Source organism: Psychrobacter sp. CX90 (genome assembly GCF_057396305.2).
In genome coordinates this window covers 567,812-585,460 of the sequence record NZ_CM182008.1, presented here as the reverse complement: position 1 = coordinate 585,460, position 17,649 = coordinate 567,812, and the positions used below count along the sequence as shown (strand labels likewise).

Below are 17,649 nucleotides of genomic sequence, written 5' to 3'. Positions count from 1 at the left end.
TGAGTATTGGTAAAAATTTGATGAACTGGGTTGACGCTCGATTCCCCGCAACTGAGACATATGAATACCATATGTCAAAGTATTATGCCCCAAAAAACTTTAACTTTTGGTACTTCTTCGGCGTACTATCAATGATTGTATTAGTCAACCAGCTTGTTACTGGTATATGGTTGACGATGATGTTTAACCCTAGTGCTGAAGGTGCTTTTGCATCTGTCGAATACATCATGCGTGATGTTAAAGGTGGCTGGTTAATTCGTTACATGCACTCAACTGGTGCATCAGCATTCTTTGTTGTCGTTTATCTGCATATGTTTAGGGGTATGCTTTACGGTTCATACAAAAAACCTCGTGAGCTTATTTGGCTCATCGGTATGGGTATTTATCTGTGCTTAATGGCTGAAGGCTTCTTTGGCTACTTGCTGCCTTGGGGTAATATGTCATTCTGGGGTGCTCAAGTTATTCTTAATCTACCTGCGGCTATTCCAGTCATTGGAGATGGTCTTGCAGAGTGGGTACGTGGAGACTATTTAATATCGGGCATTACCCTTAACCGTTTCTTCGCCTTGCACGTGGTTGCCATTCCTTTAGTGCTTGTTGGATTAGTATTTATTCACTTAGTTGCCTTACACCATGTTGGTTCTAATAACCCTGATGGCGTTGACATTAAGAAACTTAAAGACAAAAACGGTATTCCGTTAGATGGCGTTCCATTCCATCCTTACTATACCGTGCACGATATGGTAGGTATTGTGGTATTCTTTATCATATTTTTTGCAGTGGTATTCTTCTTCCCTGAAGGTGGCGGTTTCTTCTTAGAAAAGCCAAACTTTGAAGTTGCTAATTCGCTTAAAACACCTGAACATATCGCACCTGTATGGTATTACACCCCATTTTATGCCATTCTACGTGCTGTTCCTGATAAGCTTGGCGGGGTCATCGCAATGGGCGGTGCTATTGCTATGTTATTCTTGTTGCCATGGTTAGATCGTTCACCTGTTAAATCAATACGCTATAAAGGGATTCTATCGAAGATTGCTCTTACTATCTTTGTCATTAGTTTTGTATTCCTAGGCTATTTGGGTGTTGCTCCCTCTACCCCACTTAACACTATCTTAGGTCGTATATTTACAGTATTGTACTTCTTATTCTTTTTCTTGATGCCAATATACACATCAATTGAAAAATGTAAGCAACCACCTGAACGCGTTACTGGAGGTCACTAATGAATGCGATTAAAAAATCATTTGCTGGCTTCGGATTTGGTGTTGCCATTGCCTTAGCTGCTACCACTGCCCAAGCATCTGGGGGTGGCGGATGCGGTACCTTTACCAATGCTGAAGGCCATGAAGAAAGCTTAACTTGTAGTACAGCCCCTATTGATTTCAATAATAAGGGCTCGCTACAACGTGGTGCTACCATGTTCATGAACTATTGCGCAGGGTGTCATTCTGCGAAATATGTTCGCCACTCACGTATTGCTCAAGATTTGGATATCCCACCTGAATTGGTTGAAAAATACCTTCTAGTGACTGCTGATGGTATTGGTGATCATATTGATGCCCAGATTGATCCAGAAGTACAAGCATCATGGTTTGGTGCTGCCCCTCCAGATTTATCTCTAGAGAGCAGACTGCGTGGAGATGACTGGGTATACACCTATCTACTAAGTTTTTATGAAGATCCCAGTCGCCCTTGGGGAGCTAATAACCTAGTACTTAAAAACGCAGCGATGCCTCATGTTTTACTTAATCTTCAAAATGAATTAGGTGAGCAAGAGTATCGTGATCGTGTGGGTGATTTAGTTAACTTTATGGCATGGATGGCTGAACCTGTTCGTGAAGATCGCCAACGCTATGGGTTCTATGTACTTTTATTTTTACTGGTATTATTAATACCAGTCTATCTACTTAATAAAGAGTTCTGGAAAGATATTAAATAAACGACTCTTCATTTAAAAAAGACGATATTAATTATCGTCTTTTTTTATTCTAAAGCTAATCCAGAATATTCAAATAACACAATTAATATTGTTTAAATTGATATAATTCATGAACGGTAAGTAAACTGATATATCTTCTAAACAGAAAAGTGAGGTTTGTGAAAATTAATGTTGCTCTATAAATCATATGGTTAAATCTTTATTAAGTTTTGGAAATAGGTTTATACTATTCTATTGATAAACTGAAATAGTTTAGTTACGATGCTAGTCAACTTATTGGCACCCTGAGTATATGATAAACCCAAATGACATACCTGATAGCCAGCTAATTTTATATGCCGATGATGGTTATGATAGTCATGTTGTAAAATTCATTCTGGCTGAGAAAAAATTAAAGTACTATCTGTCGTTACTTGATAGTGAACGTCCTGAAGATTTACGCCAATTAAACCCTTACAATAGTCTACCTGTTCTCATGCATCGTGACTTTAGCTTATATGAATTAAATGTTATCTTTGAGTATTTAGAAGATCGGTATCATGGCAATAAGCTGCTACCAGATACACCAAAAATGAAAGCGATTCAACGTCAATTGGCGTGGCGTATTCAAAACGACTGGTTAAAACTTGGCAGAGTTTTACTGACTCATAAAGACAGCTTTAATGCAAAACAAGCGGATATAGCTCGGCGTAAACTTTCAGATGCCTTAGTGACTTTATCGCCAATTTTTGGACAATCCACATATTTCATGTCGGATGACTTTGGTTGGTGTGATATTTTACTAGGGGTAATGCTATACCGTTTAGATGATATGCAAATAGAGCTGCCAACCCATTTATGTCGCCCACTTTTTGAATATCAAAAACGTATTTTTGAAAGAGAAAGCTTTATAAATACAATTACAAAATAGAGTTAATGTCACCATTCAATTTCTATGTTTATTAAATCGATATATGAATGATATTTACTTTATTTTAAGCGTTTAAGAGGTTGATATGTCAGTGCAAGATTTAAATTTAACCCCTAGCCGCCCTTATATGGTTCGAGCAATGTATGAGTGGCTAGAAGATAATATGTTAACGCCCTATCTCTTAGTAGATGCGACTCAAGATAACTTGATTATTCCAACTGAATACGTTCAGGACGGTCAAATTGTTTTAAATATCGCCAGTCAGGCTACAGGTAGTTTGTCTATTGACAATGATTTTATTAGCTTTAGTGCTCGTTTTGGCGGTGTTTCACGTGATTTGTGGGTGCCTATGCATGCGGTAATGGGGATTTACTCTAAAGAAAATTCCCAAGGTATGTTTTTTGATCCCAGTGAGTATGAAAACTATACACCAAGTGAAAACAACAAATCGACAACTGACACAAGTTCTGCACCTAATAAGCCAAAGCGTGAAAACAAAGCAGGACTTAAAGTTTTGAAGTAGTCCATTTAACTACGTTCACTAGGTGTAACGTAAGTAACTGTTGTAAAATGGCGGTTATATGCGACATTGTAATGACTTTAATACAATATGGTGTATTATTGCTTGGTTTAGATAACTTAGATAACAATGAAAATCGTAGAATCAGCCTTAAAGTCAACCGTGAAGGTAGGATATATATCTACTTTAAGATACATTCCTAAGTAGCTATATTGAGAAGCGTTACCAATTTAGAAGATAAAGCTTAGAAGATAAAGTAATTTTAGGGAAAGGTCTCTTGATTCAAGAGGCCTTTTCATTTGTGTATACACATTCAAACTTAAGTCAAGCAAGACAACCAATACTAAGTTTAAAAGTTAACCCTCATTAATTTAACAACAGTGCACATATATGCCAGAACATTTGATAAGTCCAGAGAATTTAATTTATATCTTTGACATGATTGGTGTCATAGCTTGTGCTATTGCTGGCACCTTGTTGGCACAGCATAAAGGATTCGACATTACTGGATGTATTTTAGTCTCTATGGTCAATGCGATTGGCGGCGGTACTATTCGTGATTTATTACTTAATCGCCACCCTTTGTTTTGGATGACAGATTTAAGCTATGTCATTGTGATTAGCCTCACCTCTTTGATATTACAGGTTTTTTTTCATCTATATCACAAGATTGATAATGCTTTAAAGTTATTTGACGCAGTGGGTCTTGCTGCATTTAGTGTGATTGGGTTGAAAGTTGCCCTAACCCACGATACCTCGCCAATAATTGCAATTCTAATGGCTGTATGTACGGCTATTGTAGGAGGTATGATTCGCGACGTCATATGCAATGAGATACCTTTGGTATTGCAAAGAGAGATCTATATTACGGCAAGCTTGATTGGTTCGTGTGTTTACTTATCATTGGAGTATTTAGGAGTGCATACAGGTTTAAATGACTTTATTATGCTTGGCGTCATATTTGTAGTGCGCCTTTTGGCTTTAAAGTTTGACTGGCATCTGCCTTCGATCAGGATGGTACATTAATTTCAACTCAGTATATAGGTAAAATAGTGGATACAACCTTTGACCCTACCTCCCTTATTTTTGCCTTTGATATGATAGGAATAATTGCCTGTAGCATATCCGGAACAATATTGGCCAAGCACAAACAGTTTGATGTTTTTGGCTGTCTATTAGTGTCGATTGTTACTGCAATTGGCGGCGGTACCGTACGAGATGTCATATTAGATCGACACCCCCTTTTTTGGATGGTCGATATGAGTTACTTAACCGTCATTACAGTAACCTCACTCGCCTTCCAAGTTTTTTTCCATCCTAACTCACGACATGTCGACAAACTGCTAAAACTTTTCGACACTATTGGCCTATCTGCTTTTACCCTTATTGGTATCAAGGTTGCCGTAAGCATGGGAGCAAATATTGCCGTTTCATTATTGTTTGGTGTTATCACTATCATTGTAGGTGGTATTATTCGAGATATGATTTGTAATGAAATCCCACTGGTGCTACAGCATGAAATATACATAACTCCAGCATTACTAGGGGGTAGCCTATATTTCATACTACCAACGTTTGGTATTAGTCAATGGATAGTTGAAATAACGACCATGCTGACAATTTTCATCATTCGCTCACTTGCTATCCGATACGAATGGAAATTTCCAGATATTGAACTTTACAGCAAATAGACTTAAATTTCGGTGAATCAGCAACTTATTAGACCAACAACTTTTAGAATAAGCTATGATGGTTTAATCAATGACAAATCTTTAATCATCAACTGGATATTTTGATTGCCATTCCACTCATTGATATCTAACTCAAACAATACATGTACTTGCTCAGCCTTGTAATCCCAAACTTGGAGGTCAAAATTAAACCAAATTGCATCAATTGGGTACTGAACCCCTGGATATTTAAGCGATAGTTTTAAATGCTTATCTTTTAAAACCTTAAATTGAACAACCTCAAATATCCCATCAAACTGTGGTGGCACAAACCCGTGACCCCAAATATTTGTATTATTAAGAGCATCTACAAATTGCAAGCTAAAATCATCAGCTAAAAGCTGACCATCCGTGAAGCTCTCCTCTTCAAATACTGTCTCATCGATTGTATCCATTAAATGGCAAAACGCTTGCATAAAGGGTTTGTAGTTACCTTTTTTTAGGGTTAATCCAGCTGCCATGGCGTGCCCACCAAAGTGACTAATTAACTCAGGCTTATTTTCAGCAATCGCTTCAATCGCATCACGAATGTGAATGCCAGGTATAGACCGTGCAGAGCCTTTAATTAAATCCTCATCCCCTAGCTTATTGCTGTCCGCTGGCGCAAACACAATAGAAGGCCGGTAGTAAGTTTCTTTCAACCGACCTGCGACAATACCTATCACGCCTTGATGCCAGTCATCCTGATATAGCACAATGCCACGAGAGCTTACCTTATCTTGCTCTATTTTAGGAAAAATACCGCTATCTTGGACCTCACTATCCATCACCGTGTCTGTCAGTTGTAACTGATTCAGTATGTCATCTGCTTGCTCACGCATCGTACTTTCTACACGGCGACGCTCTTTATTTAGACGGTCTAATTCATAAGCTAAGCGTTGAGCATCCGCCCAATCCTCAGCCATTAAACACTCGATACCGATACGCATATTATCCATACGACCCGCAGCGTTAATACGTGGACCAATTACAAAGCCGAAGTCTTGCACTGTCATTTTCTTGTGATCACGGCCTGCTAACTCTAATATGGCTAAAATACCTAATGAGCATTGCCCAGACCTAATCGCTTTTAGGCCATGGTGTACTAAAGTACGGTTGTTATGATCAAGCACACCAACATCAGCAATCGTACCAAGTGCCACTAAGTCTAAGTATTGGCTCACTTGCACTGATAATTTATCATTATCACGGCGATGTTTTGACAAGCGTCCAAGCAGATAAAAAGCTACACCAACACCTACTAAAGCCTTACTATCAAAGTTACAAGTTAATTGATTTGGATTAACGACAGCATCAGCTTCTGGTGTTGGTTTAGTGGTTAAATGATGGTCTGTAATGATAACCGTTATGCCATTTTCTTTGGCTTTGTTAACCCCTTCATGACTAGAAATGCCATTATCGACGGTAACGATAACGTCTGGTTGATAGGTATCAATACCAAGCTGGACAATTTCAGGTGTCAACCCGTAGCCATACTTAAATCTATCTGGCACAATAAACTGCACATTTGCTCCCATGTCGCCCAACACTTTCATCATCAAGGCTGTGCTAGTTGCCCCATCGCAATCAAAATCGCCAACTATTAATATGCGCTTATTGGTATCAATGGCCTCATCGAGTAATAACATGGCCTTGTCAATATCATATAGGTCACTGGCAGATAGCAATGTAGACAATGAATAATCAAGCTCGTTGACTGTGCGGATACCACGGGCAATAAACAGCCGAGTCAATGTTGCTGACTGCTCATATAGAGGTAATAAGGTAGGGGGTAGGTCTTCAGGCAATTTACCTGTGAATCGGGGGGTTAAATTTAGCATCATGCTATTGTACTTAGCTTAAGTGGAATTTGAAAGTTTTGAATACTATAAACTGAGGCAAGGCTATATTTGTAGGACTGAGTGTTGTCTTTCATTATGATAAAACTAATATCAGTTACCAGACTACTATTACCAGACTACTAGATGAACAGATCTTAGGTTAAAATACTTTAGAGATAAAAGGGTTAGCTTAGAATCCATTCAATAAATACGTTTTTGCAAAGATAACCTTATTCACTAATCATCTTTCTATCCGAAATTGTATATCTTTAACTCATAAACTCATGCAAAAAAATAACCTATGCGTATTTTAGAATAAATTAAAATAGATAAGTTTGAATATCTTAGCACTTGTGTAATTTGTTTAAGCCTTTTGTTTAATCATAATGTTAATATATATGCCTTTAATACGTTTTTTGGTCAAAATTAATACAAACCACCTATTGAGCATTATTCCCCTAGTATTAAAATAGAGCTATATAACATAAATTAAGCAAGTTAATTAATGAGTATCTTATTAATTTAATTAATAATACCAATTGTATGTAGTTAAGCTTATGATTTAAAAATTTGAGTTATGAGTTAACATTGTTGAGCAAGTTACTCAATTAAATAGACGTAGTTAATGATTGCACTTAAGTATAGCCACTCTACTATAATAAGTAATAAGTCAGTTAAACCCCTATAAACCTACCCTATAAGGATATGTATGAAAACAACTCCAGATATACAAAAACTACCTGAAACTATTGATCCAGATTTGAACCTTGAGAAAATTAAAAAAGAGTGTGAGGCACTTGTAAAAAAACGTGCAAAGTTGTCTGCTGGTGTAGCCATTGTCCCCGTTCCTTTTTTTGATGTTGCAGTTGATGCAGGTATGTTAACTCAACTTTTACCTCAGATTAGTGAGCGTTTCGGATTAATTTCTGAACGAAATACTGCCATTGATTTAGAGTCAAAAGATGTTCATTGGAGTGAAGTTAAAGATCGGGCTATTGATTTTGCAGGATTAATGGCAACTCGTGGTGTAGTCAAAAAGACTGTACAAAACTTCGGTGGTCGTATCGTGGCAAAACAAGTGACTAAGTTTATTCCCTTAGGTGGTCAAATGGTTGCGGCAACCATGGGCTATATGATATTCAAAAAAATAGCCACAGATCACATTAACGAGTGTTATCGATTGGCTAAAAAGATTCAGCAAAACCAGCATGGTCGTAATGTGTAAAATATACATTTTGGATGCCTCTTAGGTATTTTAGACAAAAATCCCGCATTTTCATGCGGGATTTTTTTTACCTGAATATTTTATGCTTAGCTTCTTAAACCAAACACTTTAAACTTAAAAGACTTGGATCAAAATTAGATAACTTATCATAGACATTGCTGCTGCCGCTGGTAGCGTAATAATCCATGCGAGCCCAATTGGCTTCATCAGTGCCCAGTTTGTATCTTTATTGACAATACCAATGCCTAATACCGCACCCACTAACACATGAGTGCTTGATACCGGAAGACCAAGCATAGACGCGCCCATAACCACAGCAGCTGCAGATAGTTCTGCCGAAAACCCAGAAGCGGGATGCATCTTAGCGAGGTTTGTACCAACCGTTTGAATGACCTCTTTACCAATAAACCATAAACCGACGATCAACGCCACGCCGAAGGTAATCATAACGGCACTAGGAACAGCAGCTTCACTTGAGATAGTATTGGTACGGATAACATCCATAATAGCGGCAAATGGACCTACAGCATTCGCAATATCGTTAGCACCATGGCTAAATGCAAACCCTGCTGCAGTGAAAACTTGCATCCAACTAAATAGTACAAAAGTTGCGCGGGTTAAGTCTTGTTTTTGTTTACCCTTAATACTCTTGGCATAAATGAAAATGGTTAACCAAATTAATGCACCAACCATAATAATAATCAAAAAGCTATGCAATGTTGATAAAGACATATCGACATTCTTGAGCCCTTTGAAGACTACCATTGCAGTCATAACCATGCCACCAAGTGCGGCAACTAAAGGTACCCAGTTACGTAGAGCTTTCAGCATATCCAGCTCTTTGCGTTCATTTTCAATAATAAAAAGTTCTTGGTAGTAGTCAGTTTCTAAATCTTCTTTTTCTGTATCTTCATCTTTATAAATCTCTTGATCACGAACCATAGCAGATGTATATGAAAGCTGTAGAGATTCAGACAACTGACTGACAAACTCCTTATGACGCTTCTTAAGGGCTTTTTTGGCGGTTTTAAGCTCTTTTAAGCGCTGTTCTGCACGATCGTTGTAAGCCAAAATATTTAATTTTATTTGACCATACAATACATAGGCTAAGAGCCCACCAAGTACAGGAGATAACACCCATGATATGGCTATATGCCCCACTGCTTCCCATTGAACCGTTGACAGTGCCACTTCCGTGCCACCAATCTGAATCCCCATAATGATTGAACTACCGACAACACCGCCAATAATAGAATGGGTAGTAGAAACAGGTAGACCTTTTTTTGAGGCAAATAATAGCCAGAATGCAGCTGCTATCAATGCTGATAACATGACATAAATAAATTGGTTTGCGGAAACGGGAAGACCATCAAGATTTACAATGCCTTTACGGATAGTATCCGTGACTTCGCCGCCGGCAATGATAGCCCCAGATACCTCAAATATTGCAGCAACAGCCAAGGCTTGTGGGATAGTTAATGTACCTGCTCCGACGGAGGTGCCAAATGAGTTGGCAACATCATTTCCGCCTATATTAAACGCCATGAATATACCAAAGAGGGTGGCCACCAGAAAAAGGGTTGTTTGATGATGGTTGGTATAGGTTACACCCCACTTTAGAAAATAAGCAGTTACGGCTATGAGTAATAAACCAAAAAACCAATTGGCTCTTACTGAACCTTTAAAACTGGGCGCTTTTGGGTTAGATGACTTTGGAAGCATAATAGTCTGTTAGCCAAATCAGTGTGAATAAAATAAAACCCCGTACTTTATATAAGCCACGGGGTTCCAGCAAACTTGGGAAATTCCTTTTAGTTTGGTCAATAAGCGAATCAACAGCTTTATTCTTCTTTTTAGAATATTATATATGGCTGCGATTTACATTTTGACTAAGAGTGACATCCTTTGTCATAGTTATGTCATAATTATACTACCCTCTGATATAACTTGAAACAATATTTTTAGATTTATGTATTAACCACCCTCTCTAACTGCTTTATGGCATGATCTAGCACGGCCAAACGGGCAGTACGTTTGTCATTGGTCGCCACGACATGCCAAGGCGCATATTTGGTGTTGGTCAATGCCAACATATCCGCTGCGGCTTGTACGTAATCATGCCATTTATCGCGATTTCGCCAATCATCATCAGTGAGCTTGAACTGTTTATGTGGTGTCTCTTTTCTTTCTTCAAAGCGCTCGAGTTGCTCTTGTTTATCTATAGCTAACCAATATTTGATAATAATGGTACCTTTATCGGCAAGGTCTCGCTCCATACGGTTAATTTCTTCATAAGCCCTTTGCCATGCAGCTTCACTGGCAAAACCTTCAATCCGCTCTACAAGTACTCTACCGTACCAAGTTCTATCAAATATCGCCACGCGACTTAAACGCTCCTCTTTCATGGATGGTTGAAACTGAGGTAATCTATTCCAAAACCGCCATAAATAAGGATATTGCAGTTCAATTTGTGTCGGTGCTGAAATGTTATAAATTTGATATTCTCGTGGATCTAGTGGTGATACTAAACGTTTAATAGACCCACCTTTACCTGCAGCATCCATGCCTTCGAAAGCAAAAATAACGTGATGATTATTACCCGTATTTTTACAACTTTTACCTTCCTTATTATTTTGTGAATTGCGGGCACGCAACAGCTCAGCAATACGCGCTTGTTTCTTTGCAAGCGCTTGATGATAGTCCGATTTATCCATATCAGGATCATCTATATCTGTTAATTTGTCTGGCACATCTTTCCATGAAAAAGCGGCGTTAATATTTCTCACAACCCCTTGCCCTAATGCATGGAGGCTATCTTTTTGCTGGCTACTCACTAACGCTGCTTGTGTCGCATGTAGCACTTCATGACAAAACTGAACGCTCGCTTCATGGTTATGTGCCTTATGGTGCTTTTTGTTTTTAGATTTTTCATCACTTCGGTCATTACTACCGTCAATAATTAGCCAATCGGACTGTTGACTGAGTATAATCTTGGCAATATCATTAAAACGCTTTACCATCTTTTTATCTTGCCAATCCATATGGTAAAGCCAAGTTGGGTCTTTTAAGTTATCTTTCAGTCGTTGTTGCAAGGTTTCTTCATCAATATGAAACCAACATTTTAAAATCTTTGTATGATTGGCTTTTAAGTCTGCTTCAAACTCCGCCAGTACTTGTAACTGTTCTTTTAAAAAGTATTCCCAGCTCTCTTCGCCGTTTTCTGTTTTATTTTTATCATGTTTCATGCATGTCAGAGCACCTGTTATCAAATCTGCATACCAATTGCCAAAGTATGCGGTAATGTTCCCATGTCTTGGTAACTTAGAAACATGGGCCTGCCAAACTGGCTCATACAATGCAGGTTTTAAGCCAATCGTTGCCTCCACATTAAACAATCTTGGATCAACCCATTGTCTAAGCTGAGTAACCGCTGCGCCTTTCCCAGAAAGCTCCATACCGTTTATTAGTACTAATAAACCTGTCGCTTGGCCAACTTGTCTTGTTTCTCGGAGCGCATACTGGGCTTTAACAAGCTCAAACCTTAGCTCATCTTCACTCATGTGAAACTGACTTAACGGATCAGCATCTATTTGAATTGACTTAGGCTCTTCCTGATTTGTTTTAGACATCCTATTTTCCTTTTTTAGGTTTTATTATTATTTTAAGTGATTAGACTATAGAAGATATTCATAAGATTAGCGTTCTTAACATCATATCGGAAATTACGCTTCGAGACCGCTTAATCTACCGCTGAAACTAAATCTCAACAGATAAGATAGATTGGACATGTCATTTAATGTATTGTGCAAATAGTAGACATGCTTATTTTTAACAAAATCAGTGTTTAAATAATGCTTAAGGTATTATTGCAGCGCCAAATAGCTTGTCTTACCTCAATGCTTATGCAAATCATCATGACATAAAAAGATAACAAACAAATCATTTATACATGAATAAAAATCAAATTTACACAAATAAAACGACAGAGGTGTTATGTCTGCTTTATCTAATTTAAGTACTTATATAGAAGAATACAAACAATTGCCCCATCATAGCAACCCTGAACTTGCTGTGAAACTTGAACATGTCCAATCATGGCAAAAAGATCGCATCCGTAAAACCCATGCAAAGCTTTTTGCAGAGCGAAAGAATCAACCAATGGCAGATTACTTTTTAGAGCATCTATATGGCGGTGATACACTGAAAGAGCTAACTGAGCAACTTGAGCGCATTGTGCCCAAAGCGCAAAAACTTGAAAAGTATGCACCATCATCAGCACTTGAAACGGGTGTTTTGGGGATTCGAACGGCAATAACGTCAACTAAACTTGACCTGAATATTGCTAAATGGCTTTTAGACAACAATCTTGAAGTCAATGAACAGAACATGCTGACAGCATATCAAACAGTTGACGAACCAGAAGCAAGACGTGAACAAATCCGAGACTTAAAAGATGTCTGCTATCGCACAGATAAATACCTCAGTTCATTTGTACTGCAACAAGCCTTTAAACTGACCAAAAAGAAAGCCTATCAATATAATTTGCACAGCCTATATGATTTTATTGCAGCAGGATTTGCAGCGATGAAACCGCTCAAAAGTGTGGGACATTTTATTGAACCATTTTGTGAGCGTGAACTTGAGATAATAGAAGACGTTCATTAAACGAGCACTACTAAGCGCAAACTTTAAAATAGATTGCCAAAAAAGGGCTCTTCTATATTTAATGCCCATGATCTTTAGGCACTATCATTATAAAACTATTACTATAAAAACAGTCCCTTTTTCTAATTATTTGTTAGAATGTTGTTATTCATCACCCATTAATACAATAACACCAAATCAATCGATTTGGTGTATCATAGTATCTATCATAAAAGCCAACAACATAAGCAAAGTGATACCGTCTCGCTTTTGCTAAGATAATTAAAAATCTAAACAAACTTAGCAACATCCTATCCTCATTTAGACTCTGAGGGTAAGATCTGAGGGTAGAAAAATGATAAATGATCGTCAAACTCTCATGATTTTGCAGAAAAAGTGGCATATTATCTAGATAATCAGTTACCAGTTGGCAGAGATTTAGTCAGTTTCAACTCATAAAATGTAAAAGCTGTCAGCCCTTAAACTAAACAAGTTATCTACAATAAAATATTGCAGCTTCAAACCATGTCGTTAAAATATTATTAATGCAAGATCATTAAATAATCAATACATTAAACAAGTAACAAGTAATAGCCTTTAACTTTTGAACTAAAACTTATATTCAACAAATTATCTCTGGATTGGCAATGAGTCAAATTGATAAGCAGGTCTCTACCCCCTCGCACGACGAGGGCATAAACACACAAATTGAAAATCAACATCAAAGTTCATATCAAAGGACAGATGAATCCTCAGCTTCACTGAATATTTTGGTCGAGGATTCTATTGCACATACAAATATATTAAATGCTAAGGTTATGCAGGTACTGCAACAAAGCTCAAGCTCACTGCCTCCTGATGTGAACACCAGTGACTCAGCCGAAATCAGCGCCCAAAAAAATGTTAGCCAGTCTATTCAAGAAAGTTCATCTATTCAAGAAAATCATTACCTTTCAGACAGTCACTCTACTCAAAAAACAGAAAGCCACTATATGACAGATAATCACACAAAAAATAAATCAACTATACTAAACGATGAATTTAGTGATGTTGCCGATTTACCTGAAGGCAAACCTCAAGGGCAACAAGCAACTCGCCCCTTTTCAACTACCCATTCACAATCAGCTCGTGGTAACTCTATGACAACAGATGGTTTAAGCGCAGACACCGGACAACATAACATTCCTAAATTCAACCCAAAAGATGACATAAACAACCCTCATACGTCTGATAAAGATGGGCTTGAAGAAACACATTTCGGCTATAAAAAAGTCAAAAAAGCTGAGAAACAAGCTAAAGTTGCTGATGTATTTACCTCTGTTGCTAAAAAATATGACATCATGAATGATTTGATGTCTTTTGGTATTCATCGCCTATGGAAACGATATGCCATCAGCTTATCTGGGGTACGTGCTGGTCAACAAGTTTTAGATATTGCAGGCGGCACGGGCGACTTAGCAAAAGCGTTCAGCAAAGAAGTTGGACGTACTGGTAGGGTCGTGTTATCAGATATTAATGCAGCTATGTTAGACGTTGGCCGTGAACGCTTAATTAACGCAGGTTGTAATAATGTTGATTTTATACTGGCAAATGCCGAAACATTAGCACCCTTTGAAGATGAAAGCTTCGATTTATTAACCATTAGCTTTGGCTTACGCAACGTCACCGATAAAGATGCGGCTCTACGCTCGATGTATCGGGTACTTAAGCCGGGCGGACGTCTGCTAATCTTAGAGTTTTCAAAGCCTATTTTTGAACCGCTTTCAAAAGCTTATGATATTTATTCGTTTACTGCCCTGCCGCTTATGGGCAAAATTGTGGCCAATGATTCAGAAAGCTATCGGTACTTAGCGGAGTCAATACGTATGCATCCCGATCAAACCACATTAAAAAACATGATGGAAAATGCTGGATTTGTAAATTGTGACTATCATAATTTAACCGCTGGTATTGTTGCTGTGCATCGCGGCTTCAAAAAATAATTATTTTCACACTAAACAACCTCAAGACTCAACTCTAGGCATTTTTATGATAACCGTATTAATTTTAGCAGGTGTCGAAAAGCTTATTAACCTTGCCATACGTAGTGATCACATTACACAATCGGGCTTAAATCCTTTGTCTGGCAAAGTTCTGCGTTTAGATATGCATACTCCAAAGTTTAGCCTTGATGTGCTGTTTAATGACGATCACATAAGACTTGAGCCTGTGAGTACCGTTAAAAAAAGTGTGTTTGAACCCCAAGGTTCCGCCCCATACAGCTCTCCTCAGAATAATGAGCGTGTTGAAGCATGGCACAATCAAGCAGATGTGGGACACATTCAACCAGACTGCACTATTAAAGTCGCTAATGTTGCTGAGCTTTTAAACTTGATACGTGGCCCAGAGGGAAATTTGCCTATCGAAGGCGACTACAAAATATTAATGCATGTAAAACAGTTAATATCAGGGTTTGATCCTGATATTGCCAGTCAACTTGAACCAATTATAGGGATTTCGTTAGCAAGTCAAATTGGTTTGTTAATTCATCATTTAAAAGGTAATGTCGCTCAAACTGCTAAGCACACGCTCAATGACGTGGCAGATTGGGCTAATGATGTAGCTGGAAATACCAGCGCAGACCCTGAAATGCAAGCTGAAGCAAATGATTTAAAACAACGAATTTTACAACTTCGTGCCGATGTAGAACGTGAAGAAGCCCGACTTGCCTTAATAAAAGCTGAGCAGGCAAAATTTAATAATAACCGTCAATAAATCAGGTCCCAACCTAATCATATGTTTGAAGTAGCCACCTCTAAATCGAGGTGGCTTTTTATTTTATTACCCCATTTTAGGTGGCACAAACTGGCTATGACGTTAAGTAACCCATTCTTAAATCCGTATACCCGTGCTATCATATTTCTTTTTACATTGGTAATGACTCACATAGGGCGTTTGACCAAAACCAAACATAACATTGGCGTTGTTAACGCCTATCAGCTTAATGGCTAAGTTGTTATATTAAGTTACAATACCGCCTTGTAATGTTCATTTGTTCTTGGTTACTTGATTACATTGCTATTGGGTATGGTATTAAATAAGGCTATTTCAAATGCTGAAACAACGACCTTCTATATTCCATTAGTCAGATAATTTATTCGTTACTCCAATACGGGCCACTTCGACATGCTTTTATCTCATCAAAAACGCCTTCGGGAACTATGGCGCATTGCTGCTAAACATCGCCTTGATACTCATTTACCTGTCGAGGACAACCCACAACTACAATCGGTGGCTAAACTCATTAAAACACACCCATCGGCGTGGGGTAAAAAACACCATCCCAACGGCGTTAAGCTTGCGCTTGAAGAAATGGGTACCTTATTTTTAAAGTTAGGACAGCTGCTTTCTACACGGCGCGATTTGGTACCACCTGCTATCATTGCTCAACTTGTGCAACTACAAGACCGTGTAAAACCATTTGATGTTGAAATTGCTATTGCCCAGATTGAAGACCCCAAATACGGCCTTGGTCAGCGCATAGACACTCTATTTTCACGCTTTGATGTTAAGCCTTTGGCAGCGGCATCAATCGCCCAAGTGCACACGGCTGCAATGCACGATGGTCGTGAAGTGGTAGTAAAGGTAGTACGTCCAACAATACGTGAGCAAATTATTGCAGACTTTGAATTGCTTCGCGAACTGGCACAGTGGGCATCTGCTCGTATTGAAGCGGCTCGGGCAGTAAGGATTATAGATATTGTCGAAGATTATCGACAGATAATGCTTAACGAGCTGGATTTAACCTTTGAGGCATCCAATACGACCAAAATGCGCAATAATTTTCTGGGCTCAAGCATGATGTACGTACCAGAGGTTTATGACGACTCTAAAAATGTAATGATAATGGAACGCATCGTTGGTGTCCCTATCTCTCAGACCCATGTATTCGATGAGTTAAAATACGACCGAGCCGCCTTAGCCGAAAAAGGGCTTACCATCTTTTTTACTCAGGTTTTTAGAGATAATTTTTTCCACGCTGATATGCACCCTGGTAATGTCTTTGTAGAAACCTTGCCAGCCGATACACCTGAACCTTATTGCTATCATCCTCGTTATATTGGTCTAGACTGTGCCATTATGGGAGAACTATCGCCAGATGATCAAATGATTGTGGCTCGAATGTTGCTTGCCGTAATGAACAATAACTTCTCTACCCTAGTTGATATTGTTAGCCGCGCAGGATGGATTCCTCCTAACACTGATAAATACGCTCTGACACGCGACATGCGTCGGACTGTCGGCCCTATGGTTTTAAAACCCATCAATGAGATTGATTTTGCAGGTGTATTGATGCAAATTCTTGACATTGCACGTCGGCACCATATGAGCATACCACCGCAGCTGATGCTACTGCTCAAAACTCTTGTACATGTTGAAGGGCTTGGCCGAGATTTGTACCCAGATTTGGACATTTGGTCACTTGCAAAGCCTATTTTGACCAGTTGGGTTAAAGAACAACTCGACCCTGCCCGTAAAATGCAAGAATTCCGACAGCAACTACCTGAGCTTCTGCTATCAACAACCCAGCTACCTAAACTTATTGATCAAAGTTTGCAAAGCATGGCGTCCTCAGGCTCACGTCAAGATGCGCAGCTGCGTGAAATCCAGCAGATCCGAGCGGATATGTTAAATGATAGACGTCGAGATTGGTTCGCTCTGGCGGGTTTTATTATAAATACGGCTATTGCGACGCAGGTCATAGGCTGGTTATCACCACTGTTTTATATTATTGCCGTAATGTTTGTCGTTTGGCGCATGGTGGGATAAGGGCTTTACCTTGACCTTCAAGTTATTTTATTTAAGTCCATCTAAGTGA

Annotated in this window: 15 protein-coding genes; 12 read left to right on the top strand and 3 right to left on the bottom strand. The window is 38.6% G+C overall.

Going from position 1 to position 17,649, the window contains the following annotated elements; genetic code table 11:
* Positions 1 to 20: 20 nt before the first annotated feature.
* The 6 genes from AC2SLN_RS02365 (at position 21) to AC2SLN_RS02340 (ending at position 5,063) form a co-directional block, all read left to right on the top strand.
* The gene (locus tag AC2SLN_RS02365) at positions 21 to 1,226 is read left to right on the top strand and encodes a cytochrome b (protein WP_486548791.1); all 1,206 of its coding nucleotides are present in this window, start codon (positions 21 to 23) and stop codon (positions 1,224 to 1,226) included.
* Positions 1,226 to 1,942: a cytochrome c1 gene (locus AC2SLN_RS02360; protein WP_486548756.1), complete on the top strand. Its 717-nt coding sequence runs from the start codon at positions 1,226 to 1,228 to the stop codon at positions 1,940 to 1,942. The genes AC2SLN_RS02365 and AC2SLN_RS02360 overlap by 1 nt, the downstream gene beginning before the upstream one ends.
* A 292-nt stretch (positions 1,943 to 2,234) precedes the next feature.
* Positions 2,235 to 2,852 (top strand): glutathione S-transferase N-terminal domain-containing protein, encoded by a 618-nt coding sequence (locus AC2SLN_RS02355; RefSeq protein WP_486548757.1) that lies wholly within the window; start codon positions 2,235 to 2,237, stop codon positions 2,850 to 2,852.
* Positions 2,853 to 2,937: 85 nt separating this feature from the next.
* Positions 2,938 to 3,375 (top strand): ClpXP protease specificity-enhancing factor, encoded by a 438-nt coding sequence (locus tag AC2SLN_RS02350; protein WP_486548758.1) that lies wholly within the window; start codon positions 2,938 to 2,940, stop codon positions 3,373 to 3,375.
* 387 nt (positions 3,376 to 3,762) lie between these two features.
* On the top strand, positions 3,763 to 4,398 hold the full coding sequence (locus AC2SLN_RS02345; protein WP_486548759.1) for a trimeric intracellular cation channel family protein: 636 nt from the start codon (positions 3,763 to 3,765) through the stop codon (positions 4,396 to 4,398).
* 71 nt (positions 4,399 to 4,469) lie between these two features.
* Positions 4,470 to 5,063, top strand: coding sequence for a trimeric intracellular cation channel family protein (locus AC2SLN_RS02340; protein WP_486530186.1), 594 nt, complete (start codon positions 4,470 to 4,472; stop codon positions 5,061 to 5,063).
* A 53-nt stretch (positions 5,064 to 5,116) separates the two neighbouring features.
* Here AC2SLN_RS02340 and recJ read toward each other — a convergent pair whose 3' ends face one another.
* A complete protein-coding gene (gene recJ / locus AC2SLN_RS02335) occupies positions 5,117 to 6,922 on the bottom strand; it encodes a single-stranded-DNA-specific exonuclease RecJ (RefSeq protein WP_486548792.1) in 1,806 nt (601 codons plus the stop codon).
* A gap of 709 nt (positions 6,923 to 7,631) precedes the next feature.
* Here recJ and AC2SLN_RS02330 point away from each other — a divergent pair.
* On the top strand, positions 7,632 to 8,147 hold the full coding sequence (locus AC2SLN_RS02330) for a hypothetical protein (RefSeq protein WP_486530085.1): 516 nt from the start codon (positions 7,632 to 7,634) through the stop codon (positions 8,145 to 8,147).
* A 114-nt stretch (positions 8,148 to 8,261) separates the two neighbouring features.
* Here the strand turns inward: AC2SLN_RS02330 and AC2SLN_RS02325 are convergent, their stop codons facing one another.
* Together AC2SLN_RS02325 and AC2SLN_RS02320 are read right to left on the bottom strand one after the other, a co-directional pair.
* Positions 8,262 to 9,869: an inorganic phosphate transporter gene (locus tag AC2SLN_RS02325; RefSeq protein ID WP_486548760.1), complete on the bottom strand. Its 1,608-nt coding sequence runs from the start codon at positions 9,867 to 9,869 to the stop codon at positions 8,262 to 8,264.
* A gap of 245 nt (positions 9,870 to 10,114) precedes the next feature.
* Positions 10,115 to 11,776: an ATPase gene (locus tag AC2SLN_RS02320; RefSeq protein WP_486548761.1), complete on the bottom strand. Its 1,662-nt coding sequence runs from the start codon at positions 11,774 to 11,776 to the stop codon at positions 10,115 to 10,117.
* 364 nt (positions 11,777 to 12,140) lie between these two features.
* Here AC2SLN_RS02320 and AC2SLN_RS02315 point away from each other — a divergent pair, with 364 nt between their 5' ends.
* The 5 genes from AC2SLN_RS02315 (at position 12,141) to AC2SLN_RS02295 (ending at position 17,600) form a co-directional block, all read left to right on the top strand.
* Complete coding sequence (locus AC2SLN_RS02315) at positions 12,141 to 12,812, top strand: FFLEELY motif protein (RefSeq protein WP_486548762.1); 672 nt, start codon at positions 12,141 to 12,143, stop codon at positions 12,810 to 12,812.
* A 971-nt stretch (positions 12,813 to 13,783) separates the two neighbouring features.
* Positions 13,784 to 14,773, top strand: coding sequence for a bifunctional demethylmenaquinone methyltransferase/2-methoxy-6-polyprenyl-1,4-benzoquinol methylase UbiE (gene ubiE, locus AC2SLN_RS02310; RefSeq protein ID WP_486548793.1), 990 nt, complete (start codon positions 13,784 to 13,786; stop codon positions 14,771 to 14,773).
* A 46-nt stretch (positions 14,774 to 14,819) separates the two neighbouring features.
* On the top strand, positions 14,820 to 15,545 hold the full coding sequence (locus AC2SLN_RS02305) for a ubiquinone biosynthesis accessory factor UbiJ (RefSeq protein WP_486548763.1): 726 nt from the start codon (positions 14,820 to 14,822) through the stop codon (positions 15,543 to 15,545).
* A gap of 96 nt (positions 15,546 to 15,641) precedes the next feature.
* Positions 15,642 to 15,782, top strand: a complete 141-nt coding sequence (locus AC2SLN_RS02300; RefSeq protein WP_486548764.1) for a hypothetical protein — start codon at positions 15,642 to 15,644, stop codon at positions 15,780 to 15,782.
* Positions 15,783 to 15,956: 174 nt separating this feature from the next.
* Entirely contained in the window at positions 15,957 to 17,600 is a 1,644-nt protein-coding gene (locus AC2SLN_RS02295; RefSeq protein ID WP_486548765.1) for an ABC1 kinase family protein, read from the top strand.
* The last annotated feature ends 49 nt before the right edge of the window (positions 17,601 to 17,649 follow it).